At 43.4% G+C, this 26,448-nt stretch carries 18 protein-coding genes; 8 read left to right on the forward strand and 10 right to left on the reverse strand.

What is annotated here, in order from left to right; genetic code table 11:
- Window positions 1-20: 20 nt before the first annotated feature.
- The 5 genes from secF to uvrA all read right to left on the reverse strand — a co-directional run bounded on the left by secF (window position 21) and on the right by uvrA (window position 6,694).
- Entirely contained in the window at window positions 21-932 is a 912-nt protein-coding gene (gene secF, locus ACQ4LT_RS06115; RefSeq protein WP_445665146.1) for a protein translocase subunit SecF, read from the reverse strand.
- Between the two features lie 40 nt (window positions 933-972).
- On the reverse strand, window positions 973-2,790 hold the full coding sequence (gene secD, locus ACQ4LT_RS06120) for a protein translocase subunit SecD (RefSeq protein ID WP_445665147.1): 1,818 nt from the start codon (window positions 2,788-2,790) through the stop codon (window positions 973-975).
- A gap of 79 nt (window positions 2,791-2,869) precedes the next feature.
- Entirely contained in the window at window positions 2,870-3,418 is a 549-nt protein-coding gene (locus ACQ4LT_RS06125) for a hypothetical protein (RefSeq protein WP_445665148.1), read from the reverse strand.
- A gap of 105 nt (window positions 3,419-3,523) precedes the next feature.
- Window positions 3,524-3,727, reverse strand: a complete 204-nt coding sequence (locus ACQ4LT_RS06130; RefSeq protein ID WP_445665149.1) for a hypothetical protein — start codon at window positions 3,725-3,727, stop codon at window positions 3,524-3,526.
- 108 nt (window positions 3,728-3,835) lie between these two features.
- Window positions 3,836-6,694 carry an excinuclease ABC subunit UvrA gene (gene uvrA, locus ACQ4LT_RS06135; protein WP_445665150.1) on the reverse strand — a complete coding sequence of 953 codons (2,859 nt, stop codon included), beginning with the start codon at window positions 6,692-6,694 and terminating at the stop codon, window positions 3,836-3,838.
- Window positions 6,695-6,835: 141 nt separating this feature from the next.
- Between uvrA and ACQ4LT_RS06140 the strand changes: the two genes are divergently transcribed.
- The 6 genes from ACQ4LT_RS06140 to ACQ4LT_RS06165 all read left to right on the forward strand — a co-directional run bounded on the left by ACQ4LT_RS06140 (window position 6,836) and on the right by ACQ4LT_RS06165 (window position 13,768).
- Window positions 6,836-7,489: a hypothetical protein gene (locus ACQ4LT_RS06140; protein WP_445665151.1), complete on the forward strand. Its 654-nt coding sequence runs from the start codon at window positions 6,836-6,838 to the stop codon at window positions 7,487-7,489.
- Window positions 7,490-7,589: 100 nt separating this feature from the next.
- Window positions 7,590-8,639 (forward strand): WG repeat-containing protein, encoded by a 1,050-nt coding sequence (locus ACQ4LT_RS06145; protein ID WP_445665152.1) that lies wholly within the window; start codon window positions 7,590-7,592, stop codon window positions 8,637-8,639.
- A 123-nt stretch (window positions 8,640-8,762) separates the two neighbouring features.
- Window positions 8,763-10,148, forward strand: a complete 1,386-nt coding sequence (locus ACQ4LT_RS06150) for a 3-deoxy-7-phosphoheptulonate synthase class II (RefSeq protein ID WP_445665153.1) — start codon at window positions 8,763-8,765, stop codon at window positions 10,146-10,148.
- A 343-nt stretch (window positions 10,149-10,491) separates the two neighbouring features.
- On the forward strand, window positions 10,492-10,911 hold the full coding sequence (locus tag ACQ4LT_RS06155; protein WP_445665154.1) for an Hsp20/alpha crystallin family protein: 420 nt from the start codon (window positions 10,492-10,494) through the stop codon (window positions 10,909-10,911).
- Between the two features lie 157 nt (window positions 10,912-11,068).
- Entirely contained in the window at window positions 11,069-12,565 is a 1,497-nt protein-coding gene (locus ACQ4LT_RS06160) for a Do family serine endopeptidase (RefSeq protein ID WP_445665155.1), read from the forward strand.
- A gap of 177 nt (window positions 12,566-12,742) precedes the next feature.
- On the forward strand, window positions 12,743-13,768 hold the full coding sequence (locus ACQ4LT_RS06165; protein WP_445665156.1) for a DnaJ C-terminal domain-containing protein: 1,026 nt from the start codon (window positions 12,743-12,745) through the stop codon (window positions 13,766-13,768).
- A 68-nt stretch (window positions 13,769-13,836) separates the two neighbouring features.
- Here ACQ4LT_RS06165 and ACQ4LT_RS06170 read toward each other — a convergent pair whose 3' ends face one another.
- Window positions 13,837-14,217, reverse strand: a complete 381-nt coding sequence (locus ACQ4LT_RS06170) for a DUF2784 domain-containing protein (protein WP_445665157.1) — start codon at window positions 14,215-14,217, stop codon at window positions 13,837-13,839.
- Window positions 14,218-14,317: 100 nt separating this feature from the next.
- On the opposite strand from ACQ4LT_RS06170, the gene ACQ4LT_RS06175 reads away from it, so the two are divergent.
- On the forward strand, window positions 14,318-15,097 hold the full coding sequence (locus ACQ4LT_RS06175) for a S1/P1 nuclease (RefSeq protein WP_445665158.1): 780 nt from the start codon (window positions 14,318-14,320) through the stop codon (window positions 15,095-15,097).
- A 114-nt stretch (window positions 15,098-15,211) separates the two neighbouring features.
- Here ACQ4LT_RS06175 and ACQ4LT_RS06180 read toward each other — a convergent pair whose 3' ends face one another.
- Complete coding sequence (locus tag ACQ4LT_RS06180; RefSeq protein WP_445665159.1) at window positions 15,212-15,748, reverse strand: macro domain-containing protein; 537 nt, start codon at window positions 15,746-15,748, stop codon at window positions 15,212-15,214.
- 278 nt (window positions 15,749-16,026) lie between these two features.
- Here ACQ4LT_RS06180 and clpB point away from each other — a divergent pair, with 278 nt between their 5' ends.
- Window positions 16,027-18,660 (forward strand): ATP-dependent chaperone ClpB, encoded by a 2,634-nt coding sequence (clpB, locus tag ACQ4LT_RS06185; RefSeq protein ID WP_445665160.1) that lies wholly within the window; start codon window positions 16,027-16,029, stop codon window positions 18,658-18,660.
- A 71-nt stretch (window positions 18,661-18,731) separates the two neighbouring features.
- Here clpB and ACQ4LT_RS06190 read toward each other — a convergent pair whose 3' ends face one another.
- The 3 genes from ACQ4LT_RS06190 to ACQ4LT_RS06200 form a co-directional block, all read right to left on the reverse strand.
- A complete protein-coding gene (locus tag ACQ4LT_RS06190; protein WP_445665161.1) occupies window positions 18,732-19,835 on the reverse strand; it encodes an aminopeptidase in 1,104 nt (367 codons plus the stop codon).
- Between the two features lie 114 nt (window positions 19,836-19,949).
- On the reverse strand, window positions 19,950-24,410 hold the full coding sequence (locus ACQ4LT_RS06195; protein ID WP_445665162.1) for a translocation/assembly module TamB domain-containing protein: 4,461 nt from the start codon (window positions 24,408-24,410) through the stop codon (window positions 19,950-19,952).
- Window positions 24,410-26,290, reverse strand: a complete 1,881-nt coding sequence (locus tag ACQ4LT_RS06200) for a BamA/OMP85 family outer membrane protein (RefSeq protein WP_445665163.1) — start codon at window positions 26,288-26,290, stop codon at window positions 24,410-24,412. Before ACQ4LT_RS06200 ends, ACQ4LT_RS06195 begins: the two co-directional genes overlap by 1 nt.
- Between the last annotated feature and the right edge of the window lie 158 nt (window positions 26,291-26,448).

Raw genomic sequence — 26,448 nt, forward strand, 5'->3', positions numbered from 1 at the left:
ATTAGGAGTTAATATAATAGTTAAGCTTTTTCTTTATACCGCTGAATTTCAACAACTGTTGAACTTGCTACAAACAACGAACTGTAAGTACCAATAATGACACCCAGCATCAATGCAAAGGAAAAGCCTTTTAGAACTTCACCGCCGAATATAAATAGAATGGTTACCACAAAAAAGGTAGTTACAGACGTAATTACGGTACGACTTAACGTATCGTTTAAACTCCTGTTAACCATCTCATCGTGATCCATCGTTTTATATAGTAATTTATTTTCACGAATCCGGTCGAACACCACCACCGTATCATTAAGCGAGTAACCCACAATCGTTAAAAAGGCAGCAATTATCGACTGATCGATTTGCAAGCTAAAAGGTACCAAGTCCGCAAGGAAAGTAAATACCCCAACTACAATTAATACATCGTGAAACAGTGCTGCCACCGCTCCCGCTGAATACGTCCAGTCTTTAAACCGGATGAGAATGTAAATAAAAATAACTATCAAGGCGAAAATAATGGCATTTAACGCCCCACGCCTTAGATCGTCAGCAAAGCGAGCCCCCACAATATCGGTTTTGATAACGGTAGCGGAATTGTCTGGATATAACTCAGACATCGCATTCGTAATTAGTGACTGTACCTCCGAAATATCTTTCGGATTGTCCGTTCGGATCAATACTTCTTCCGGCGATCCAAAAAGCTTTACCACCGGGGTACCATCCAACGGCTCTGAAAGTTCTGAACGGATATCAATTACATCAACAGGCTGTTCGAATTCAAGGACGAACTCTTTACCACCCTTGAAATCAATGCCGTACTGCAAACCTTTGGTTAGGATTCCAAAAATTGAGGCCACAAGCAAAATTCCAGAAACGTAATAGCCAATTTTGTGACCTTTTAGAAAATTAAAATCAGGATTTTCGAACCATCTCATAATTAAAGTCCCTTATTATAAATGTTGAATTTCTTTGTTATTAACCGAAACTGATATCTGCGGATTTATCGCGCGTCAGATAATCCACGACAACACGAGTAATTACAATTGCGCTAAACAATGACGCTACAATACCGGCCATCAGCGTAACCGCAAATCCTTTAATAGGTCCAACCCCAAAGCTGTAGAGAATGATACCTACGAAGAATGTCGTTATGTTGGCATCCATAATCGCACTCATAGCGTTGGAATAACCACCCTCAATGGCAGCACGGATCGTTTTACCAGCTCGCTGTTCCTCCCTGATCCTGTCAAATATCAGCACGTTGGCATCCACGGCCATACCAATGGTAAGTACAATACCCGCAATACCGGGTAATGTAAGTGTTGCTTTAAAGGCCGCTAAAATACCCAGTATAAATATGATATTGAGCATCAATGCGAGGTCAGCAATAGCTCCACCGGTTCGGTAATACACCATCATAAAGAGAGCTACAATAATCAATCCTATAACTGTTGAATAAAACCCTGCCTGAATTGATTCTTCACCAAGTGTAGCACCAACCGTTCGCTCTTCGACTATTTCAAGCGGAGCAGGAAGTGCACCAGAAAGTAATATATTGACAAGGTCTTCGGCCTCTGTAACACTTTCCAATCCGGAAATAGAAGAACGACCGTTAGAAATTTTTGTCTCTACATTAGGATAGGAATACACATAACCATCAAGAACAATCGCAATTGGTTTACCGATATTTGCCCCGGTAATGCGTGCCCAGCGTCGAGCACCTTCAGCGTTCATATTCATCGATACCCGAGGCTGATTAGTAGCCTGATCAAAATTAACGCTGGCTTCAGAAATAACATCTCCGGTCAGCTCCACTTCTGATCGAACACCAATAAGCTCAAATAACTCCTGACCCTGCTCAGTTTCCGTAAATGGCGTAGCCCCCCACATCAGCTCAATATTTCGGGGCATCAGCTCTTGCACTTCAGGCCGCTGAAGCAACTCATTTACGCGAGCAGTATCTCTACCGGTAGAATATCCAAAGGTATAAGGGTTCTGGCCCCGTGGATTTAACACTTGAAGCAATGGATTTTGACCTGCTCCCTGTTCTACGGTATCGGTAGTATCTGAAGAAACCTGCTCGTAATAGCTTACTACACGATCTTTCGCATTGCTGATTTGGTCCGGTTCTCCTACTAATCTAAATTCGAGGCGGGCCGTACCCTTCAACAGATCACGGATACGCTGTTTATTAGCCACCCCGGGAAGCTCAACCACAACACGGTTGTTCCCTTGCTTAAAAATCGCAGGTTCGGTCACTCCATAGCGGTCAACGCGAGATCGGATAATCTCCATTGCCCTATCCACTGCTGATTCCCGCTGTTTTACTAAATACTGCTGTATTTCTTCGTTTGTTGATCTACGCGTAATATTTTCAGTATCAGAGCGATAGTAACGACTTAATCGCCCATCGGGATTACGCTCTTCAAACAGCTGGACCATCTCCTCAATAAAATCGGTATTATTTTCGAGTGCCCGCTGTTTAGCATCGTCAATTACATTGGTCAGTGTTGAATCAGCGTTTTCGCCCGCTAATTCTTTTAGAAATTGTGCCGTACCAACTTCCAGTGTAACGTGCATACCGCCCTGCAGGTCAAGCCCCAGCGATAACGAATTCTGACGCAGCTCTTGTAAGCGTTGCGCATTTTCTTCTACATATTCAGCGCGCTCGGCTTCCGGCAAATCTTCAATATAATTTTGCTCCAACGTATGAACTACTGTCGGCCACAAATAATAGATGGTAAGTGCCAGAAAGGCGACAATAAATCCTATTTTAGTTCCATTACCTTTCATAATAAATCATTTTAAAAATTAAGAATAGAAATTCGTTTTATAGATGTTTAACAAAGAATAGCATGCCCTGCTAATGCATCTATGGCGCTCCAATAGCAATGCCTTCTTTCATCGGCTGCATTGCCATAGTAAAAAAATCATCAATATAGGCTGTAAAAGCATCGATAACCCATTGATGTTCAGGCATGAGTGAAACAGCAGCTGCTGACCCAATTGCTACTTTTTGATCGAGGACAACAGAAACGAAAGCTTTGGTAACTGACGGAATAGGAATACCGGCCATAGCATTACCGGTTTGAAATTGACACCACTCAATTAGCAACAGCTGGTAGAAGTGCATTGATGCTGTTAATTCAGCAAAAGAAAAATTAAAGTTTTCGTTGTTACTTTTTACAAACTGAGAAGCTTCTTTTATAAACTCATCCAGATCACCTGTTGACTTCCGAAGATCATCCAGTTCTTTTTGCAATCCAATGCCATCAGAAGTTTTCACCTTGGTATCCAACCAACTTGCAAAGGCCTGCGACGAACGATTTACCTGGACCTGCTGCACCATATACAAGCCAAAGCCTGTACAAATCACAGCAATTACAGAAATACGGATTATATATTTGCGGAGTCGATTCATCAGTGGCAGAAAATAGGGAGAATGTAAGAACGGGACAAACCTTTTTCTGCTTTCCTACATTCTCTTTCAAGAAGACTCTTACGAGAATTATAACCCCATACCAAATTACTCTTCCAGCCCCGGCTGATGCTTCCGAAAAAACATATCGTCAAGCCAGCCATAAAATATGGTCATCATCAACGCGGCAAATGTAGCAAACAAAATATTGCTCGAAAAAGGCATCTGCGAATAAAGCACACTTTCAAATAACACTGTTATTAATACGGTAAGAACAACACAAACCGAGAGACACTTTGCGAAAAAACTCATATAAACCTCCGATTTTTGTTAGAAGGATATATGCTATTATGTCGAAAGTAATTCAACCTGCCAAATTTTTACCTGATAAAAACCTCAACCTCTTTCTTCAATACACTTTTAAGAAGCCGTAACTGTCTGCTGCTTCTCACGGTCAAATTCTTCCTTCAGATATTGGCCCGTATAGCTCTCCTCCATCCGAGCAACCTCTTCAGGCGTTCCCTCGGCAATAATTTGTCCCCCTTCGACGCCGCCTTCGGGACCCAGATCGATAATCCAATCCGCCGCTTTGATGAGATCGAGATTGTGTTCTATTACAATTACGGTATTTCCTTTGTCTACCAGCTGCTGTACCACATCTACGAGCATGCGCACATCCTGAAAATGTAATCCAGTGGTAGGTTCATCTAAAATATAAAGCGTATCGCCCGTACCCACTTTGGCAAGCTCGCGAGCAAGTTTAATACGCTGCGCTTCACCGCCACTAAGCGTAGTACTGGGTTGACCAAGTCTCAGATAGCCAAGTCCAACATCAACGAGCGTACCCAATATTCGATTAATAGCAGGTACCGAATCAAAGAACTCGTGCGCTTCATTGACCGACATATTTAATACATCAGATATATTCTTGCCCTTGTAATAAATTTCAAGCGTTTCCCGGTTATAGCGCTTGCCGTTGCATGTTTCGCAATCCACATAGACATCCGGCAGAAAGTTCATCTCAATCTTACGAACGCCGTCACCATTACAGGCTTCGCAACGACCGCCCTTCACATTGAATGAAAATCGTCCCTGATCATACCCCCGAATTTTGGACTCCGGTAGCTCGGCAAAAAGTTTACGGATATGATCAAACACCTTGGTATAAGTTCCGGGATTGGAACGCGGCGTACGCCCGATAGGACTCTGATCCACTGAAATAATTTTGTCCAAATTATCAATACCGTGTACTTCATCAAACGGGAGCGGCACTGATTTCGAATTATAAAACTCCGTCGAAAGAATAGGCTCCAGCGTCTGGTTGATTAGCGAACTCTTTCCGCTTCCACTTACACCTGTTACGCAAATAAATTTGCCGAGTGGAATATCAACATCCAATTCTTTGAGATTGTGCCCACGAGCTCCTTCGAGTCGAACTGATTTCCCATTACCTTCGCGTCGCTCATCAGGGTATGGAACCGTTTCTTCATCTTTCAGAAACTTGGCCGTCATCGAATCAGGGTCCAGATCCTCAGGCCGACCTTCAGTAACAATTTCTCCACCGTATTCACCGGCACCGGGTCCCATATCGATCACATAGTCCGCCGACTCAATGGTTTCGCGATCGTGTTCTACCACAATTACGCTATTCCCCAAATCGCGGAGCGTTTCAAGCGAATTAATTAGTTTAATATTATCACGCTGATGCAGACCAATACTGGGCTCATCCAAGATATAGAGCACACCAACCAGCTGCGTACCAATCTGTGTAGCCAGACGAATGCGCTGTGCTTCGCCACCACTGAGCGACTGCGCTTCGCGATCCAGCGTCAGATAATTAAGCCCAACATTGAGCAGAAAATCCACGCGATCGCGCACTTCCTTTAATACCTGGCTACCTATCTTTTGCTGACGCTCGGTAAGATCCAGATTATTAATCGTATTTCGCAGCGTAGTAATATCCATGTTTACCAACTCATCGATGGTATAGCCGTCAATACGATACGAAAGCGCTTCTTTATTGAGCCGACCGCCGTCACATTCAGGGCAGTCGATTTTACTCATAAATGCCTTAGCCTTGTCGCGCTGCTTATTAGAATTGCTCTCCTCGTACTTCTCGTAGATCATATTCCGCAATCCCTTGAAGGAGTGCTTGTATGTGACGTTATCATCACGAAAATCATAACTTACGTCATACTTCGTATCACCGCCGCCTTCAAAAAGCAGATCCATTTGCTCCTCGGTAAATTCTTTGATCGGGGTTTCAAAATCGAGTCCCACCGAATCGAGCACCGCCTTTATCTGTTTAAAAGCAAAAATGTCGCGGGGTTCTCCCAAATACCGAATAGCCCCTTCCTCGATCGTCTGTTCTTTATTGGGAATCACCAAATCACGATTCACATCGTAGGTATAGCCCAACCCATCACAATGCTGGCAAGCACCATAGGGAGAATTAAATGAAAACATATTTGGAGCGGGATCTTCGTATGCCAATCCGCTTTCAGGATCAAAGAGATTCTGTGAATACAGATGATCTTTAAACTCGACCTCCCCGTCTTCTTCTTTGGGAACTGCTAAAATTACATTCCCCTCGGCCATCTCCAGCGCCAGCCGCACGCTTTCAGCGATACGTTTTTCGCTCTTATCATTAATTACAAACCGGTCCACTACCACTTCGATATCATGTTTCTTGTACCGATCTACCTTCATGTCCTCTTCGAGGTCCATAAATTCCCCATCCACGCGGACCTGCACAAAACCCTGCTTCATCGTCTGCTCAAACAGCTCGCGATAATGCCCTTTTCGTCCCCGTACTACCGGCGCAAGGCAATAAGCCTTGGTTCCTTCGGGCATATCCATAATGGTAGATACAACCTGATCGGCCGTCTGCTTTTCCATCTTATTACCTGATTTCCACGAATAGGGTACGCCAACGCGGGCATAGAGTAACCGCAGAAAATCATAAATTTCGGTAACGGTACCCACCGTTGATCGTGGATTCCGGTTCGTTGTTTTTTGATCGATGGAGATCACGGGAGAAAGTCCGTCAATAAAATCAACTTCGGGCCGCTCCATCATCCCTAAAAACTGTCGGGCATAAGCAGAAAGCGATTCCAAAAATCGACGCTGGCCTTCAGCATAAATAGTATCAAAAGCCAGTGAAGATTTTCCCGAACCAGATATACCGGTAAGCACAACCAGCTCCTCACGGGGAATATTAACATCTAAATTTTGCAGATTGTGTTCGCGCGCACCGCGGATAACTATATTTTCTCGCAAAGGTAATCCATATTTTGGGGTTCAATAAAACTTTAAAAGATAAGGATAAATCGTATCTTTTGAAGCCTACATTTAAAACTGATTTATACTCTCGAAAACCAGTGTAGATAACGGAAACTATCGGCATTTCATTCAGTACTTATGCAGCAGCTTTCTATCGATTTAACAGCTCTTTTCAAGTTTAGTTTTCAGCAATACAGATTGTACGCCTCTTTTATAATTGGGGCTGTTCTCACCTTTATCGTCTTAGCTGTAGTTCCACAAATCTACTTCATGATGCGAGCCCCCGAGAACCCCACCATGCAAACACAGTTTGTTTCGTTTTTATTAACAGCCGTACAGCTGTTCCTAAGTCTTGGATTTACGAAATTAATGCTACTGCTCGTACAAGATGCCTATGTTACCGTGGCGGATATGTTCAACAACTTCCGCATTTTCCTCAGCTATTTTGTTGCCAGTTTTATATACGGTCTGGCTGTTTCTGTGGGATTATTATTACTCATAGCCCCGGGCATATGGATTGCTATCCGATTTCAGTTCTTCCCCTATTTTATTATTGAAAACGGCGACTCCTCATTTACAGCTCTCCAAAAGAGTTTTAATTTGTCACAAGACCTCCTTCTGGAACTCTTTGTGTTCGGAGTTGCAGTGGTATTTCTAAATCTAATAGGTGCCCTGCTGTTCGGCGTAGGTGTGATTCTTACCTATCCCCTGACAACCATGGCTACCGCTGTCATCTACAGAAGCTTAATCGAAGAATCAGACACCATACCTGCCAACTCCTACCAAACCTGATGACCTCTCTGATCTCTCTTTATATAGGAACATAGCTTCAGCATCAGGGTAAAATGGTAACAAAACATATAACCCAAAAAAGAACAGCACAGTTTTTACCATGCCAAAGATAATTTGGAAAGGCATTCTTATAACCGGAATTGCTATACTTTTAAACTCATGTAAAGCATCAGAGCCCACAGAATCGACCAAAGATTATTTATATCCCTATTTGGAAAATCACCAGGTCGGCTTTTTAGACACTTCCCTTGAGAAAAAAATTGATCCCCAATTTAAACTTGTTAATAACAGAACCTGGCCCTATACCTTCTCTGAGGGATTGGCCGCCGTCAACTTTTTGGGAACAATAGGCTACATCGATCGCCAGGGAAATATTGCCATCGAACCACAGTTTGACTATGGCCAAAATTTTGAAAATGGTACTGCCTTAGTTCGTAATAATGCGCAATATGGATTCATCAATCGGGATGGCAAGTTCATTATTGAGCCCCAATATCAAAACGCAGGGCGGTTTAACAATGGCCTGGCGCCCGTACAACACTATAAAACAAGCAACTGGGGGTATATTAATCAAAATGGGGATTTTAAAATCCAGCCTCAGTTCGAAAAGGCTACCACTTTTAGTGAAGATCTTGCCCTTGTTCAAACATCGGAACACAAAGAGTGGGGTTATATTAATACTTCTGGTGAAATAGTAATATCGGCAAAATATCAGCAGGCAAAATCGTTCTCCGAGGGATTGGCCCCGGTACAGCTGGAATATAAACAGTGGGGCTATGTCAACAAAAACGGTGCTGTTATCATAGAGTCGAAATTTTTGAAAGCCGAACCATTTTCTGAGGATAAAGCAGTCATTGCCATGCCTATTGATAATAAAAATCTGGAACAGCAGAAATATGGCTATATCAATAGGCAAGGTGAAATTATTATTGAACCCACCTATGAGAAGGCTTTTTCTTTTCATGAAGGCAGAGCTAAAATAAAGCAAAATGGCAAGTATGGATTTATTAATGAACGAGGCCAACTAATTGCAGATCCCATCTATGATAAAGCATGGAGTTTCAAGGGCGGTTTTGCCATGGTTAAACTGGGAGAGAAATACGGCTATATTGATAGAAACGGTGTTTTTGCACTGGAACCAATAAACTAAAACTTTGGTTATAACACATCACAATATTTTAACACCCTATTACTTCTGATAATTGCTCCTATCCGTAATTTTCGGTAACCTTAGAGGTTTTATTAGAAGGGTCAATAAGAGCTTAACAATTAAATGTATTCAAAAAAATCAGTGGCTTCTGAAGTAGCAAATCCCAAAGACTGGTCTCCCCAATCCTGGAAACAATTTCCAGTTAAACAGCTTCCGAAATATCCGGATCAAGCAGCACTGGAGCAGGCCTATAATGAATTACAAAATAACCCTCCCCTAATTACTTCGTGGGAAGTTGAAGCCCTGAAGAAAAAGCTGGCTGATGTAAGTGCCGGAAACGGTTTCTTGTTGCAGGGCGGCGATTGCGCCGAAAGTTTTGCGGATTGCAAATCTCCCAAAATTGTGAATCTGCTCAAGGTTTTACTACAGATGAGTTTCATTCTCATCCACGAGATGGAAACTTCTGTTGTTCGGGTAGGACGTATTGCAGGCCAATATGCAAAGCCGAGGTCAAGGGACTACGAAATTGTTGACGGTGAAAAAATCCACAATTACCGCGGTGATCTAATCAACAGTATTACTCCTACTGAAGAAGCGCGCAAGCCCGATCCCGAACGATTAATTGAGGGATATAATAAAGCGGGTCTTACACTCAACTTCTTGCGAGCTCTCTCTGATGAAGGGTTTGCTGACCTGCATCACCCCGAGTACTGGGAACTCGACTTCATGAAAGAAAATGAGTATTACAAAGAGTACGAGGCAATGGTAAACTCCATCCAAAAAGCGGTTAATTTTATGGAGACCATCACGCCTAATGAATTTAGCACAACCCAAAAAATTAATATTTATACCTCGCACGAAGGATTAAACTTATATTACGATTCCGCCCAAACCCAGCAAGTTCCTCGTCGTGAAGGCTGGTACAACCTAAGTGCTCACATGGTATGGCTTGGAAACAGAACACGCGATCTGGGTGGCGCTCATGTGGAATACCTGCGCGGCATTCGCAATCCGATTGGAATAAAAATTGGTCCAAATTATGATCTGGACCATACCCTGAAATTAATTGAGCGACTGAATCCGACCCACGAACAAGGCAAAATTGTGCTCATTACTCGTTTTGGAAAAGAAGAGGTAGGAAACGGGCTTCCCGATCTTATTAAAAATATCAAACACGAGGGCATGCCCGTGGTATGGAGCTGCGATCCCATGCACGGCAATACCTTCAAGACAGATGAAGACGTCAAAACTCGTAACTTTGATGCAATTGTTTCTGAAATCCGCAAGACCTTTGCCATTCACCGCGACTTGGGCAGCTATCTCGGCGGGGTTCATCTCGAACTTACCGGTGACAATGTTACCGAATGTGTTGGTGGTGCCAAAGGTCTGCACGAGGGACAGCTTCACAAAAACTATGAAACCTATTGTGATCCGCGCCTAAACTACCAACAGAGTTTAGAGATAGCTTTCCTTATTGCCAAGGAGTGGAACCAAAGTTACGGCAGTTAGCAGAGTGCTTATTTGAGACACATAATACCAAATTTATTTATGTCATAACTCTCCTGCTAATTGCAAACCTATTGAGATAAGCCTTGGTAATTGGTCTCTGATCACTGTACTCTGGCTATTCTGCCACAAATACAGCGGAGCTGACGGTTTGACTAAATAGGCGGTGACATTTTTTTCTTAATTACTGACACCTCTGAAAATTTCGCGGCTAATCTATGGCTGAATGACAGACCTTTCCTACTTGTAAGCCCTTGGTATAGCTCTTGCAGCTATAAAAGTGAGTTTGAATCAACAAATATATTTCCAACATAAATTCACTTACGAGGTGTTTATTATGACTTTAATGAGATATTCCAAACCCAACAGAAATGCATTGGACAAGAACTTTTCAGACATCATGGATGAATTTTTCAATGATGTTGTAAATGATCGGCGCGGAAATTTTGTGCCCAGTATCGATATATCCGAAACGGAAAATCAGTTTTTAATTACTGCTGAACTTCCGGGTATGAATAAAGATGATATTACCATCAGTCTGGAAAACGGGCGACTTGCCATTAGCGGTGAGCGTAGCTTCGAGAATGAAGAGAAAGGCAAAACATTCCATCGCGTCGAGACAAAGTACGGTTCTTTCGAGCGCTCTTTCCAATTACCCGATAATGTTGATGAGCAAAGCATTTCGGCAACCTATGAAAACGGATTGCTGAACATCAACATTGACAAGAGCGAAGACAAAGTGAAGAAACAAATTGAAATTAGCTAACCTTAGCTAACAATTGATTCCCAATCCGCGGAAGTTGTGATGAAACACAGCTTCCGCTTCTTTTTTGATGAACAGCACAATAATTTACTACTCTCAGATGTTTATTGAACTGTCAGAAATTCAAAAATTATTAATCTCGATCTAAACTAAGTTCATTATGGAAAAAATTCGTTCCTCTAATTTGTTATGGGCTTTTGTCGCTGTATTGGTTGTCGGTTTTTACACCGTTGATGTACAGACAAACAATGCTTCGGTGCTTTCACTGCCCGGGTTTTCCTCTGATAAGAGTGTTAAGCAATCGAAGAAAGCTCCCTCAAAAACCATTGGCGAACTAAATGATGCTATTGTTGATATCGCTGATAAGTCAAAACAGGCGGTAGTAACCGTTAAAGTAACGCAAAAGGTAAAAGCACGACCAAACCCATTAAGCCGATTTTTTGGGAATCCGCGCCAGCAACCTCAGGAATACCAGCGACGTGGACAAGGTTCCGGCGTTATTGTCTCTAACGAAGGATATATTTTGACAAATAACCACGTTGTGGAAAATGCCAGTGAGGTAGAAGTACAGCTCTTCAATGATAAACGGTTTGATGCCGAAGTAATTGGTACCGACCCCCTGACTGATATAGCTGTATTAAAAATTGATGCTGAAGAACTGAATGTCATAAAACTTGGGAACAGTGAAAAATTACGAGTGGGCGAAATGGTATTAGCTATCGGTAGTCCACTTCAGGCAAGTCTGGCACACTCCGTATCGATGGGTATTGTATCTGCCAAAGGACGTTCCGTTGGCATCATCGAACAAGGAGCTGGATATGAAAACTTTATTCAAACAGATGCTGCCATTAATCCTGGAAATTCTGGTGGTGCCTTAGTAAATATGGATGGAGAACTTATTGGCATTAATACGGCTATTGCGTCTCGCTCTGGCGGCAGTGATGGTATTGGCTTTGCTATTCCCATCGACATTGCTAAAAATGTGATGAAGTCAATCATCCAAAACGGACGCGTTGTCCGTGGTTATCTCGGGATTGAGATGGGTGGAGAAGTGGATGCTACTATGGCAAAAGCTCTCGGCCTTGATGAAGCTTATGGTATTATCGTGGGCAGTGTACCCGAAGACGGTCCTGCAGCAAAAGCTGGGCTTCAGCCAGATGACATCATTCAAACGATCAATGGTAAACCGGTTCGGAGCTGGAGTTCACTGCGTACATCTATCGGTACCTCACCCCCTGGCACCGATGTAAAACTTGGAATAATTAGGGACGAAGAAAAACAAACTATTACAGTAACATTGGGTGAACAACCCGAAGAAATGATGTCTGCCATGCAGCCGGACAACCCATCCGAACCTAATATGGAAAAGGAACTCGGCTTTAAAGTTGAGGATCTTACTCCGCGCATTGCCCAAGAGCTGGAACTCAATCAGAACCAAGACGGAGTTGTCGTTACCCAAATATCACGACAGAGTGAGGCTTATCAACAAGGTCTGCAGCGCGGTTATGTTATTACTGAGGTTGACCAAAAGGAAATTTCCGATGTTCGGGATTTCAACCGGGCAATGAATCAACTTGTTGAAGAAGGCAAAGAGGTGGTACTGCTTCGGGTAATTACCCCTAATGGTAACAGTCAGCTCGTTGCTTTTGAGCTATAACAGTTTAGCACAATCCCTGATAAAAAGCCCTTCGGTTCACCGGAGGGCTTTTTTTATGACAAGCTGACGAATTTTGACCTGATTTTTGACAAAACGTTAGCTTTTGGATTGTGGCACCTTATTTGCTCTATTATTAATGAAATTGAAGAAAAAGCTCTATAATGGTACAATTTCATTATGGAATACAAAAATTACTACGACATACTCGGTGTAAGCAAAAATGCCTCTCAGGATGAGATAAAGAAGGCATACCGTAAGAAGGCGGCAAAATACCATCCTGACAAAAACCCTGATGATCCCTCGGCTGAGGAGAAATTTAAGGAGGTGGGTGAAGCATACGAAGTTCTGAGCGACCCTGAAAAACGTAACCTCTATGACAAAGTTGGTAAAGACTGGAAGAAATACCAACGCGCGGGTGGATCTGCCGATGGATTCAACTGGCAAGATTATGCCCGACAACAAAGCCAAGGTCGAGGTGGTTTTAGCGGTCAGCAAAGCTACCAAACAAATTTTGATTTGAACGACCTGTTTGGTGGCGGGGGTGCCCGCAGCCGTAGGGAAAGCAGCGGCAGAGGCGGTGGATTCTCAAGCTTCTTTGAAACCATTTTCGGAGGCGGTGGCAATCCGTTTGAACAAGCGCAACAGCAACAAAGCCGTGGACGTCGCTATCAAAGCCGTGCTCGCCAACAACAACGCAACGGCAAGCAAAATACCAAAGCCAGCATTACTATTTCGCTGAAAGAAGCATTTGAAGGTACCTCGCGAACATTGCGCGTAGGCGGTGAAAAAATGAAGGTCAAAATCCCGGCAGGTATTGAAGATGGAAAACGCCTGAAACTAAAGGGAAAAGGACAAAGCCGAACACGCGGCGGGGCACGAGGCGACCTCTACCTTACTGTAAACATTAATATGCCAGATGGCTACGAGCGAAAAGGCAACAATATTTACTACGATCATTCAATAGATCTTTATACTGCTGTACTGGGTGGAGAAACCGTCGTAAATACGCTGGCTGGTAAAGCCAAACTGAATATTCCCTCTGGAACTTCGGGTGGTAAGCTCTTCCGATTGAGTGATATGGGTATGCCTGAATTTAAAAATTCATCTAATAAAGGAGATTTATTTGTTCGTATCCAGATACAAGTACCTGAAAAACTCTCCAAGGAAGAAGAAAAACTATTTAAACAACTGGCAAAGAAATAAGATCAAGACAAATTTTTTGAAGATAATGGTTCAGGTAGCTACTCGAACCATTGTTATTTTGTAACTATCTACGAGACAATTCTTTTCTTATCAAAATCTCGAAAGTTAACATAGATCGATATAACCAGCGCCATAAAAAACAGAATTGCCGTTGTGGTATCCACTAACGCTGTATTAAAGTCTAAGCCCGTCAATAACTCTGCCAAAAACTCAATATAGGATGAGGACATCTCGGTGTATCCCAATTCTTGCCGCACCTGCCAGTGCCAATCGGTGCACGGGCAATATCCGAATCCGTACCAAATCCCCAAAATAAACCACGAAAACGCCGTAAGGAGTAATGTGCCAAGATTCCAGCGGCGGGTCGCCTCCCAAATCCATCCAAAAAGATTAAACAGGATAAGTACGGTGTGGAAGACAATAAAACCGATATCGAGTAAGATATACATCCCAAAAAATGATGTTAAAAGTCCCAAAAGCATTTACCTTTCTTCTAAAAAGTAGTGATATTCAACTGCCTACAAAACTTTAATACAACTGTTTAACATTATGGTTTTTATTCTACTGATTGCCACCCTCCTGTTCGTTCCCGCAGATAACCTCTCAAACGATAATCTATGGGGACAAAACGGCCATCGTATCGTAGGCGATATTGCTGCTGATTACCTCACGCCCGAAGCCCGCGAAGAAATCGATCGTGTACTCGGACACGAATCAATGGCTATCGCCAGCACCTGGATGGATAAAATAAAGTCAGATCCCGCCTATGATCACACGCATGACTGGCACTGGGTCACCATTCCCAATGGAAAAACCTATGAGGAAACCGAGAAGAATCCCAATGGCGATCTGATTAATTCCATTCGAACGTTTATTGAGGAACTCAAAAGCGGCAGCCTATCGGCTGAGGAAGAAAAGAAAAAGCTGCGAATGCTCATTCACCTTGTTGGCGATATCCATCAGCCATTACATGTAGGCAACGGTAAAGATCGAGGTGGAAATGAAACAGAGGTTGAATGGTTTTCTGAGGATTCAAATATTCATCGCGTATGGGACAGTGAGATGATTGACGACACGCAGTTAAGCTATACCGAATTTTCGGCAGCGATAAACCATCCCTCCGATCAACAAATTGAAAATTGGCAAGACACCGACGTTCTGGACTGGGCGTACGAGGCCATGGAGCTGCGTGATCAGGTCTACGACTTGCCTGAGGATCGGGAGATTGGCTATAAATACCAGTACGAAAATCGCGACCTGCTGGATCGCCAATTGCTCAAAGGTGGGGTTCGGCTGGCAGGCGTGCTTAATGAAATTTATGGTGAATAGTATTTTTTAGCTAACCGGTAAGGATACGGCGCGCCGTATCCTTACTTTTTTCGTGATCCTTCAAGAATACCCCTGATCTATAATTCAGCTGATATACATATAACAACTAAACAATTAGCTAAATACTTCTTCCATTACACCTTCATGAACCGCGATATCTCCCTCGCTCCAAAGTACAAAGCGAATGAGCGAAACGTATTCCAATTCATTAACTTTCTCCCGAACTGTTTGGAAAGCAACACGCGCAGCATCTTCCATCGGATATCCAAATGCTCCGGTTGATATCGCCGGAAATGCAATTCGCTCGATTTGATGATCTTCGGCAAGATCCAGTGCATTCAAATAGCAATTAGCAAGCAACTTATCCTCCGGTTTATCCTTTCCATATACCGGACCTAAACAGTGAATAATATAGTCGTTCGGCAAATTATGTCCGCCCGAAATAACCGCTTCACCCGGCTCTATCGGCGCCATCGATCGCGTTTCTTCGGTAAGTTCAGGTCCGGCTGCCCGATGAATAGCTCCCGCTACTCCACCGCCAATTCGGAGTTCCGCATTGGCAGCATTAACAACGGCTTCCACATCCGATTGATTAGCTATATCTCCTCGCTTTAGCTCAATTGTTATACCTGATTGCTTTGTTTCTCTCATAGTCTTCTCAATATATTCCTATGAACTATTCAAAAACACAAAATGCCTCACTCAAATTCAATAAATACATAAAAAGACACTGACAACCAACTGTCAAACAGACTCCCTCCTAATTCTAAATGGCAGTTTTCCTACCATAATTACAGATCCCGGCCAAAAGCGTCATATTAAAGAGTAACAACACTGAAATTTAGACACATTTTGGGATTCGGTACGGTATTGGCTTCTATAAAAGTGAAATAACAAAAAGGAAATTTTCACCTAAGTATTCACTTATTATGAACTTAGATAAGCTTACACTCAAAGCTCAGGAAGCCGTACAAGCAGCGGTAGATCTGGCTTCCAGTAATAATCATCAGGCGGTGAGCCCCACCCACCTGCTGATGGCTTTTCTGTCGGATTCCGACAACGTCATTAACACCATTTTAAATAAACTCGGCGTTCGGATTCCACAACTTAAAACCGAGCTTGAACAGCGTATTGATAAACTTCCGGTTGTGAAAGGTGCATCCGTATCAGGTCAATATTTGTCGAATGATTCCAAGGAAGTCTTCGACAACGCCCAGAAATCAGCTGACAACCTCGGCGATGAGTACATCAGCTCAGAACACGTGCTTATCGGAATGCTGGAATCAAAAGGAGAAGCCGGCAGCCTGCTAAAACAGAACAGCGTCAAAAAGGACGATATTCTTAAAGTACTTGAAGACGTTCGCGGATCGCAAAAGGTAGACGATCCTAATGCAGAAAGTCGATATAATGCCCTCAAAAAATATGGGCGTGACCTAAACGAACAGGCCGAAAAAAACAAGCTCGACCCAGTAATCGGTCGCGATCAGGAAATTCGGCGCATCATGCAGATTCTATCACGTCGTACTAAAAATAATCCCGTTCTGATTGGAGAAGCCGGAGTCGGTAAAACGGCTATCGCCGAGGGACTGGCTCTGCGCATTAACAAGGGCGACGTACCCGAAAGCCTTAAAACCAAGCGCATTGTAGCTCTCGATATGGGAGCCCTGATGGCCGGAACCAAATTCCGCGGTGAATTTGAAGAACGACTCAAAGCCATCGTCAATGAGGTTCAGGAGTCTGAAGGCGAAGTTATTCTCTTTATTGATGAGATACATACTCTCGTCGGTGCCGGTGCCACCGAAGGAGCTATGGACGCTGCCAATATCCTAAAACCGTCACTGGCTCGCGGTGAGCTTCATGCCATCGGTGCTACCACGCTGGATGAGTATCGAAAGTATATTGAAAAAGATCGTGCGCTGGAGCGACGCATGCAGAAAGTTCTGGTCAATGAGCCTTCGGTTGAAGATACGGTTTCTATCCTGCGCGGACTGCAAGAACGCTATGAACTTCACCACGGCGTTAAAATCCGCGATGAGGCTTTGGTTGCTGCCAGTGAACTGTCGCACCGATATATCAGCGAGCGGTTCCTCCCTGATAAAGCAATTGACCTGATTGATGAAGCAGCTTCACGACTGCGACTGGAAATCGACTCCATGCCCGAAGAACTCGATCAGGTTGAGCGACAAATTCGTCAGCTCGAGATTGAACGCGAGGGACTCAAGCGAGATCAGAATGAAGAAAAAATTGAAAATATTGAGAAAGAGCTCGCAGATCTCGAGGAAAAACGCAATACCATGCGCAACCAGTGGGATACCGAACGGGATCTCATCAAAAAAACGCGTGACCTGAAGAAAGCTATTGAAACGGCCCGCAATCAAGCTGAAAAAGCCGAACGCGAAGGTAAGTACGACAAGGTCGCCGAGCTACGCTATGGCACCATCAATCAGCTTGAAAATGACCTGGAAGAAACCAAAGAAAAACTCGAAGAGGTACAAGAAGGCCGAGCCATGCTAAAAGAGGAAGTTGAATACGAAGATATTGCCGATATCGTTTCGCGCTGGACCGGCATCCCCGTACGGAAAATGCTGCAAAGCGAACGAGAGAAATTAGTCCACCTCGAAGAAGAGTTGCATAAACGAGTTGTCGGACAAGATCCTGCTGTGGAAACAGTATCGAATGCGGTACGTCGCTCGCGCGCCGGGCTGCAGGATGCCCAACGTCCCATCGGCTCGTTCTTCTTCCTCGGATCAACGGGTGTTGGTAAAACCGAACTTGCCCGATCATTGGCTGATTTCCTCTTCAATGACGAAGACGCCATGGTCCGCATCGACATGAGTGAATACATGGAGCGCCACAGCGTGAGTCGGTTAGTTGGTGCACCTCCTGGCTATGTAGGATACGACGAGGGCGGTCAGCTTACCGAAGCGGTGCGACGAAAACCGTACTCAGTAATCTTACTCGATGAGATCGAAAAAGCACATGCCGATGTGTTTAACATGTTGCTGCAAGTGCTTGATGAAGGTCGCCTAACCGATAATAAAGGCGTGACCGTCGACTTCACCAACACAATCATCATTATGACCAGTAACATCGGTTCGCACCTAATTTCCGATAAAATTGAAGAAACGGGCGGTGAATTTACGGATGAAGTATACAACAAGCTTCAGGATAAATTAATGGACCAATTGAAGAAACAGATTCGTCCCGAGTTCTTAAACCGTGTGGACGATGTCATTGTCTTCCATCCCCTGGAGAAAGAACACATCCGCGAAATTGTGGATATCCAACTCCAACGCGTATACAAGATGCTCGACAAGAAAGACATCAAATTGTCTGTTTCTGACAACGTCAAAGACTGGCTGGCCGAACGAGGATACGATCCCGTCTATGGTGCACGACCGCTCAAGCGACTCATCCAAACAAAAATTATTGATGAGCTGGCTACGGAGCTGCTCAAGCGCGAAGAAGAAGGTGAAACACACTTCGAGGCTACGATCAGCGAAGACGGTGAAAGCATCGAATTTGCTGAAGTTTATGAAGATGCTGAAGCCTGGGCGGAATAAAACAGTTTCACAGTTAGCAGTGGGCAGTGGGCCATTTAAAGTCACTGCCTTACTGTTCACTGTTTAACTAATTACTGTAAAAGATTCTCAGGGTTTAATCCTTTTAAATCGTCTGTAATAAACTCGCGTCCCTCACGGATTTTTTCGCCATCCAAATACACATCCGCGCCGATACAAACCAAGTCCCAGTGAATATTACTCTCGTTACCGTTGGGCGCAATCTCATAATCATTACCGAGCGTTAGGTGATTGGAACCATATATTTTTTCATCAAAAAGAATATCATACATCGGTTCATCGATAATGGGATTTAATCCAAAGCTGAACTCTCCGAACTGACGTGCCCCGGCATCGGTATCCAGAATTTCTTCGAGCGCTTCATTGTTTGAAGAGTCTGAATCAATCACCACGCCATCGCGAACTTCCAGCTTGACGTACTCAAACGGCTTGCCCTGATATACACTCGGCGCATAAGTAATATGCCCGTTCACAGATGACAAAATCGGTGATGAGAAAAGCTCCCCATCGGGAATATTCCGCTTACCAAAGCAGGGTATCCAGGTTTGACCTTTGACCGAAAATTCGATGTCGGTACCCTCTCCTTCAAGACGAATCATATCGGTATTTTCAAGTCGATCTTGGAGAGGCTCCATCGCTGCTGCCAGCTCGGTATAATCCAGCAGGCAGGCTTTGTAATAAAACTCTCGAAATCGCTGGGTCGGCATCTTCGCATTCATGGCAAAAGCCTCTGAGGGATACCGCAGTACCACCCAGTTGGTATTATTCACGCGCTCTTTGTAATGCACAGGATCCACGAAATAGTCGGCATAGGCTTTATTGGCCTCTTTGCTAACATCGGCCTGCTCGTAAATATTGAGAGCCGCACGAATCCCCACAAAAGCGTCCATCTTTTTCATCAGAGGAAGCTGATCATTTTCGGCCTGGTTTTTCCAGAACTTTTCGTCACCGGTTTCTACAAGCATGCGGCGGATTTCGGTATCCTCAATCTGTACAAAGGGATTGGCATCCATCTCCCGGGCGTGCTCTACCAGTGCCCGAAGCAGGCCAATGCCATTCAACCCCACCAGCTGCAACATCACATTTTGTCCTTTCTCCAACTCACAGCTGAATTCTAAAACTTTCTTCGCTAATTGACGATCTTCGTTTGAATACATATCTCTATTATTATTGTTACTTAATTTAATCAATTCTATCAAAACGTAGCGAGATCCTGAAACAAATTCAGGATGACACAATTTTAAAAAAGCCACCCCATCTCACTACTAAACCTAATAATCATAATTCCACCTCAAATCTACTCCCTGGCGGATATCATTTCCCTGACGTAGAATCAACTTCAGATTCTCACGCAGCATATACTCCAACAAGAAACCCGTATCCGGCGTTGAACCCGTAATAACGTTCTGGATGGCAAAGAATACTTTGGGATTCAAATACCAGCCGGTAGTTATTGATGTTCCTGTTTCACCACCAGACCGAGTGTTATCAATTTTTACCACATCAATACCCAGCCGCTGGGTTGCAAGTGCTTCCACTCGATCCAAAAGAACATCAAGAGCAACATCAGCAGCCGTTGTATTACTTCCGGAACTGGCTACGACCTGCTTCCAGGAATCCAATGCATAAAAAGGCTGCCCAAACAGCGTATAGCTTATAATATTTTCAAGCTCCATTGTTGGCTGACTCTCGTATCTAAACTTGGGTTTTTCAACCGTGCCTTCAATGATATACCAGATTACAATTTCTTCCTGTGTCTGCGGAGGCTCATATTTAGTTCGAATCTGAAGTCGCGGGTTTTCCGGATTCCCGCTAAATGTTACTACCCCCTCTTCAAGATTAAAACGTTTCCCAAAGGGACGCGCATACCCATTCGGGGCACTCATATCCCCGAAAAGCTGCAGATCATCCCCACTTTTTTTTATCAAATCCAATACTCCGTCCAATTCAAGTTCCATTTCGAGATAACGCTCATTTCGGATAAAAAACCGTCTATTAAATTCCACATCCATATCCAGGGCCAAAGAATTATAAATATTACTTGATGATGTTTCCTGATCCTCAGAATCTAACTGTACGCTTTCAACTGATTTTTCACCGAAGTTATCCAGCTTAATAAAACCACTTATAAAACTGAGACTCCCAGAAATCTTAGGACTTGTAACTGTTCCCTGCGCCCGAGCATTAAGATTTATTACAGCATTATACTCAGAGGTGTTGGCCGCCCGAAAGTTCTGTGCATTTACCTTAATATCCATATTTCCAGGCATCAATTCTTCCAGCCCAATCGTACCATTCACACGAATATCACCGCTTCCACTTTGAGCCGAAAATTTGGAAACCCTAATTTGATTGGGAGCAAAGTTAACGGTTGAGGCAATATTATCCACCGTAATTCCGGCCGGTACCAAACGAACTTTTCCGCCCTTCAGCTCTAAAAATCCATCCGTCTTTAAATCTTCTATGGCTCCCTTAACTTGCATAGAACCGTCAAGGCTACCTCTCACCTCTCTTAACAGCAATGGATCTATAAAGTCATTGAGTGCCCTCAGGTTAAACTCATTCGTCTCGATATCGACAGCAATGTGATCTTTCTGCTGCGGTAAATCCACTTGAAAGGTTTTCATATCGATGAACAAGGGAAAACGGGCACTAATTTGTGCCGCACGCTGCTTCAGCGACATAACGGAAGCATCAAGTGTGAGTTCCTCATCGATATGCCGATAATTTGCGCCTGCCGTTATGGAATCGATGGCAACGCCAGACAGCACAGCGTTTTTCAGGGTCACATCAGCATCGAACTCAGGATCGCCGGCCGTACCTCCGAGCGTTCCCCAAAACGAAAGAATACCGCTGGTTTCGGTATTTTCGGCTTCATCAAAAAATGACTGGAAACGCTCGATTGAAATATCCCGCACTCTCAAATCGCCCGACACCGGCTCCTCAAAAAAGGCTTCTTTAAACGTTTCAGGATCCCCCAATTTAAAAGGCAAATTAGCATGTCCGCTAACAAGCTTATCACCTTCATCATTAAGAGCCAGTGCACCCTCCATTCGCTCCTCGACGATATCAGCAGAGATCGATAACGAATCAAAATCCGCACCCTCAAATAACATCTCTGATAATAGCATATTGCCTGTAGCCTGCAAATCGGTGCCCCGGCGATCAATATTGAATTCCCCGGACAGCATTCCTTCAAAAAACGTTTCGCCCAACAAACTGCTTTGAATAACGGCTATATTTAGATCATTTCCCTTTACAAAACCTCGTTGCTCGTCCGCACTGATTAACGGCACTCCAACCTCCAAAAATGACCCATCCCCCGAAGAAATACGCAGCGTATCCATACGCAGACTATCATTTTGATACCATAGTCCGAAAGACTCTTCAAGTGTCAATGTTCTATAATCGCTGATCAGATTTAATCCACTGGTGTTTATTTTGATGGAATCTGTTGCCACCTGGTAAGTTCCGGACTGTTCGATACGACCCTCTGTGGAACTTGAAAACTTAAAGTCATACTGTCCCGTTGCAGTCCCATCCCTATAATCACCCTTCGTTTTAAGACTTAAATTTTGGAGCTGAACCCCTGAAAAAACCGGCTCTTGCAAGTTTAAATCAGTAAGGTAAAACAACGTATCTCCAACATTAATATCTACTGATCCCTGAGCACGATCGGCCGCAAAAAGTGAATCATACGCTATGTCATTAACATCCATTTTTCCCAGAAACCGGAGACCATCATTCTTAAACGGACTTAAGGTACCCGCCACATCACCCACTGCCTGTAACTCATCAGCATTTGCCAAGGGAGCCAACGACGACAAATCCTTGAGTTGCAGATCTAAAAATAATTCGTTGCTCTCCTTATATAAGTCCAAGAAATCCAACTGACCATTAAAGGCTCCATCTGCAATACCACTTTGCAACCGGGCACTATCGACGGTTATAACGTTATCCCTAATCGAAAAGTCAGCAAAAATAGTATCAATTTTCTCTCCATTTATTATAGAAGAATCGGCCTCTACTGTTGACCGGAGCTGCATACTTTCGGGATCAAACCCTGTTCCCTTTCCAGTGATAAGACCATTTAAAGACGTACTGAAATCCTGTTCTCCTAAAAATGGCCCCAGATCCAATCGTTGCGTTTTCAACTGGTATTTATATGATGGCGTTGTTGTCAACTCCCGCAGCGAGGCGACTAATTCAATGCGTCCACCATAAAAATTCATGGCCCCATCTGCTGTAAAATCATTACTACTAATCTGCCCGCTCACCTCTGTATTTGTGATATTATGCCCAAGTGCCGTTCCCTGTTCCATCTTCAGGGTGTATTCCCAAAGTTCTTTCTGGGGATACCAATCTCGGCCTTCAAATTTCAAATTAAATGTCAGATTTCCGGCATAAGTCGAATCCTGCATCCAGTGGCCCGGATTTATTTTTTTACCCAGCACATTGCCTTTTACAGAAGGGAGTTCTGACCAAATATCCCGGGCCGACAAATTGACCTCTATCCTTTGCTGTTCTTCAACAGCTTCTATACTCAAGGCAATGGATTTATTTTCGATTGTTCCATTACCAAATAACTTTTGCAATCTATAGGGATTGCTTTCAATCTCGGCTGCCGAAAACGACAGCTCTCCAGCTGTCTTTGTCAAATCGGCAATATTTACCTGACCTTTAAATGAAAAATCTAACTCTTGGAACCGCGGATAGGTCGTATCAGCTAATAATGTTGCCAGATCTATTGATTTAGCTGTGGTTGTAATTTGCTCTACAATTAACTCAGATTGCCAAGCGACGCGGCTCCTCATTTCGAGTGATTGCACTCCTTCTCCCTCTATGGAAAGCCCAAGGTCAAACTGCTCAGGATTTCCCCGTACCGAAAACGTTACATCCACATTTTCCCGAACGGGATAATCTTCCATAATACCTGCAATATCCGACCAATAAATCGGTGTTGACGAGATTCCTAACTGCAGACTCGTATCAACTATGTTAGCATATCCATTGGCTTCAATTACTGATCTTCCCGTCGCCAACACCAACTTTTCAAGAGTCAAACTTTGATCTTCTGCTGAAGCCGAAGCTTGTACGTCCAAGGATTGATCAATATTAGCCTCAGTGATATTCAAAGAAAAGTCGCGTATATCTACTTCGTAAATATTGCCATCATATCCAAAACTGCTACCAATATTAAGCTGGCGGAGCTGATAGCTTGATCCCAGTGGCAAGCTATTAGACTTTATAGAAACAGACCCATTTTCCAACGTAAAATTTGCAACATGGAAGGGCATTATTGCTGATTCCGTTGTGTCGGAGGATTCCACAACCAATCCCTCTATATTCCAATCCTCAGAATCCTGTTCGGCATTCAGTTTGGGCTGATATATTCCCAGATCAGTAACAACAATTTCTCCTCCTAATAAAGCCCAAACATTATACGCAGCGCTTACAGAATCAATTTGTGCAATGGTATCCTGCTGAGTTAATGTAATATGGGATAGGGTAATATCTTTCCATAAATCTCCTGACAGCTTTTCTATAGACAGCTGCGCGTTGAGTTGTTCATTTGCTGTTGATACGAGAGCACTGCGCGCCCAATCTTGAACATATGCTGTCTTCAGGGATAGACGAACAATCAATCCCAATACGACAACCGTTAAGCACAGCCAAAGCAAACGCTTACCCCATCGTTTCAAAGCACTATTATTGTTCTTCTGCTGATCCATTAAAATGCCTGACCTATACTAAAATGAATACCTATTCTATTCCAGGCGCTGCCATGATTCGTTCCTCGGTAAATATTTAAATCCTGATCAGTGGGATTAAGTTTGTATCCAATATCGACCCTTACGGGCCCCAGTGGTGATTGATAACGAAGTCCGCCGCCTATCCCAAATTGCACAGGTCGTTGGCGAATACGAGCAACCGTTTCCCAAATTTGTCCACCATCCAAAAATGCGGCCATTCCGAGTCCATTAATTAAAAAACTCAATTCCTGGCGAATCTCCACATTAAATCCAAACATAGCCCGCCCCCCCAGTGGAACGTACTCATTGAAACCGGTACTGTCGACCTGCACTCTTTTTGGTCCCAATTCATGGCGATACCAACCCCGTACCGAATTCGTTCCACCCAAGTAAAATCGGATGTTACTTGGCAAAGAATCTGAAGAAGTATTGAAAAGCCCACCCCCCTGTACCCGTGTAGCCAGCATTGTTGAACTCGAAAGCCTTATAAAACGACGGATATCTGCAGATACCTTTTGAAAATTAAATGAGGCAAACCCAAAAAACCCTGAGTATTCAAGATAGGGCTGTATTACCCATCCTTCTTGCTGCCGCCCATAACCCTGGCTGTAATAACCGGTTAGTTGTAATGATGACAGATCGTACTCCAGTGTTGTATCGGGTAAACTAATATCCCTTTGTCTTGACAACTCCTGGTTTTTGGTAAACTCATACGAGGCCGAGGCCGTCAAATTTTGACTGTATTGGTAAATAAAACTATTGGTGACACCCGCACGCAACAACTCATAGTTGCTCTCCAACATATGCTGACCAAAAGGAGATATAATAAAGCTGCTTTTCGTGTTGAATACATAAGGAAATTGATACCCTATATTTAGGTACTGCTCAATAAATGAAGCCCGTGCCGTCATACTAAAGCGATGTCCACGATGGGCTACATTCCGATGGGTCCAACTGGCTTGTCCACGAAACTTATCTTCAAGTCCAAATCCCGCTAACAACTCAACTGACCGCTGTTCATGTTCACGAATACGCATCAGTAAATTCAGCGTAGAATCTTGTGGCTGATCTGGAATACTGATTGTAGCAAATCGAAATAAATGATGATTAAAAAGTTCTTGCTGCGCCTCCTGTAGTTTGTTAAGGCTATACTGTTCACCCCGTTGCAGGGATGCTTCGCGCAGCACATAATCCTTGTCAACTGTTTCAATACCCTCTACTTTTATCGAATCGATATACGTTTGGGGACCTAAATCTGCCTGTATCGATACTTCAGAAGAAAGGGCCGAAGAGTCTATAGCTGCATTAATATTGACATCCACATATGCATATCCCAAATTTTTAATTACATTCGAAAACCTTCCCACCACTTCAGGCTTTTTGATCATCTCATACCGATTCCCCTGCTGGTAGTAATGTTGGCTTTGCGCCCGTATAAAAGCACGGCTTTCCAAAATCTGTCTTACATTTTCATCATCTCCTTTAATTTCGTACCCAACATTCTTTATTCGAATAGGATTATTTTCCCTAATTGTAAAAAATACCTCTTTCTTCCACTCTGTATTCTTTGTTTCAATACGATATGCTACCTCAACATTTACAAATCCTCGTCGTTGGTAGTAGTTACGAATGCGAATTACATCTCGCTTAACATCCCTTTCATTTAACTCAAATCCCGTTTTATCCCAGAATTTTAGCTTCTCTCCTATCCCCGGAGCTTCTGTAGCGATCTGATTTTTCAGCACCATTCCCGGATACGTGGTATTGCCTTCAAAAGTAATATTCCACACCTGAGGAACTTTTTCAGAATCATCCGACATATCTTGGCCAAAAGCTGATGTAACGGCTAAGGATACCATCAGCACGATCATGCATATATATTTCAACAGGACAAGTAGCCGCACGCAAATCTTATTTTGAGGATTGTAAAAGTATGACTGAAGATATGATCAAAAAAAGCTAAACAATAATAAAATTCATCCAACGATTAACAAAGACTTTTTAAAGCTCGCTAAAT

The organism is Fodinibius sp. AD559, assembly GCF_052712805.1.

Coding starts and splice junctions, on each gene's coding strand:
- secF (WP_445665146.1), bottom strand. CDS start 932: ATGAGATGGTTCGAAAATCCTGATTTTAATTTTCTAAAAGGTCACAAA.
- secD (WP_445665147.1), bottom strand. CDS start 2,790: ATGAAAGGTAATGGAACTAAAATAGGATTTATTGTCGCCTTTCTGGCA.
- ACQ4LT_RS06125 (WP_445665148.1), bottom strand. CDS start 3,418: ATGAATCGACTCCGCAAATATATAATCCGTATTTCTGTAATTGCTGTG.
- ACQ4LT_RS06130 (WP_445665149.1), bottom strand. CDS start 3,727: ATGAGTTTTTTCGCAAAGTGTCTCTCGGTTTGTGTTGTTCTTACCGTA.
- ACQ4LT_RS06140 (WP_445665151.1), top strand. CDS start 6,836: ATGCAGCAGCTTTCTATCGATTTAACAGCTCTTTTCAAGTTTAGTTTT.
- ACQ4LT_RS06145 (WP_445665152.1), top strand. CDS start 7,590: ATGCCAAAGATAATTTGGAAAGGCATTCTTATAACCGGAATTGCTATA.
- ACQ4LT_RS06150 (WP_445665153.1), top strand. CDS start 8,763: ATGTATTCAAAAAAATCAGTGGCTTCTGAAGTAGCAAATCCCAAAGAC.
- ACQ4LT_RS06155 (WP_445665154.1), top strand. CDS start 10,492: ATGAGATATTCCAAACCCAACAGAAATGCATTGGACAAGAACTTTTCA.
- ACQ4LT_RS06160 (WP_445665155.1), top strand. CDS start 11,069: ATGGAAAAAATTCGTTCCTCTAATTTGTTATGGGCTTTTGTCGCTGTA.
- ACQ4LT_RS06165 (WP_445665156.1), top strand. CDS start 12,743: ATGGAATACAAAAATTACTACGACATACTCGGTGTAAGCAAAAATGCC.
- ACQ4LT_RS06170 (WP_445665157.1), bottom strand. CDS start 14,217: ATGTATATCTTACTCGATATCGGTTTTATTGTCTTCCACACCGTACTT.
- ACQ4LT_RS06175 (WP_445665158.1), top strand. CDS start 14,318: ATGGTTTTTATTCTACTGATTGCCACCCTCCTGTTCGTTCCCGCAGAT.
- ACQ4LT_RS06180 (WP_445665159.1), bottom strand. CDS start 15,748: ATGAGAGAAACAAAGCAATCAGGTATAACAATTGAGCTAAAGCGAGGA.
- clpB (WP_445665160.1), top strand. CDS start 16,027: ATGAACTTAGATAAGCTTACACTCAAAGCTCAGGAAGCCGTACAAGCA.
- ACQ4LT_RS06190 (WP_445665161.1), bottom strand. CDS start 19,835: ATGTATTCAAACGAAGATCGTCAATTAGCGAAGAAAGTTTTAGAATTC.
- ACQ4LT_RS06195 (WP_445665162.1), bottom strand. CDS start 24,410: ATGGATCAGCAGAAGAACAATAATAGTGCTTTGAAACGATGGGGTAAG.
- ACQ4LT_RS06200 (WP_445665163.1), bottom strand. CDS start 26,290: ATGGTATCCTTAGCCGTTACATCAGCTTTTGGCCAAGATATGTCGGAT.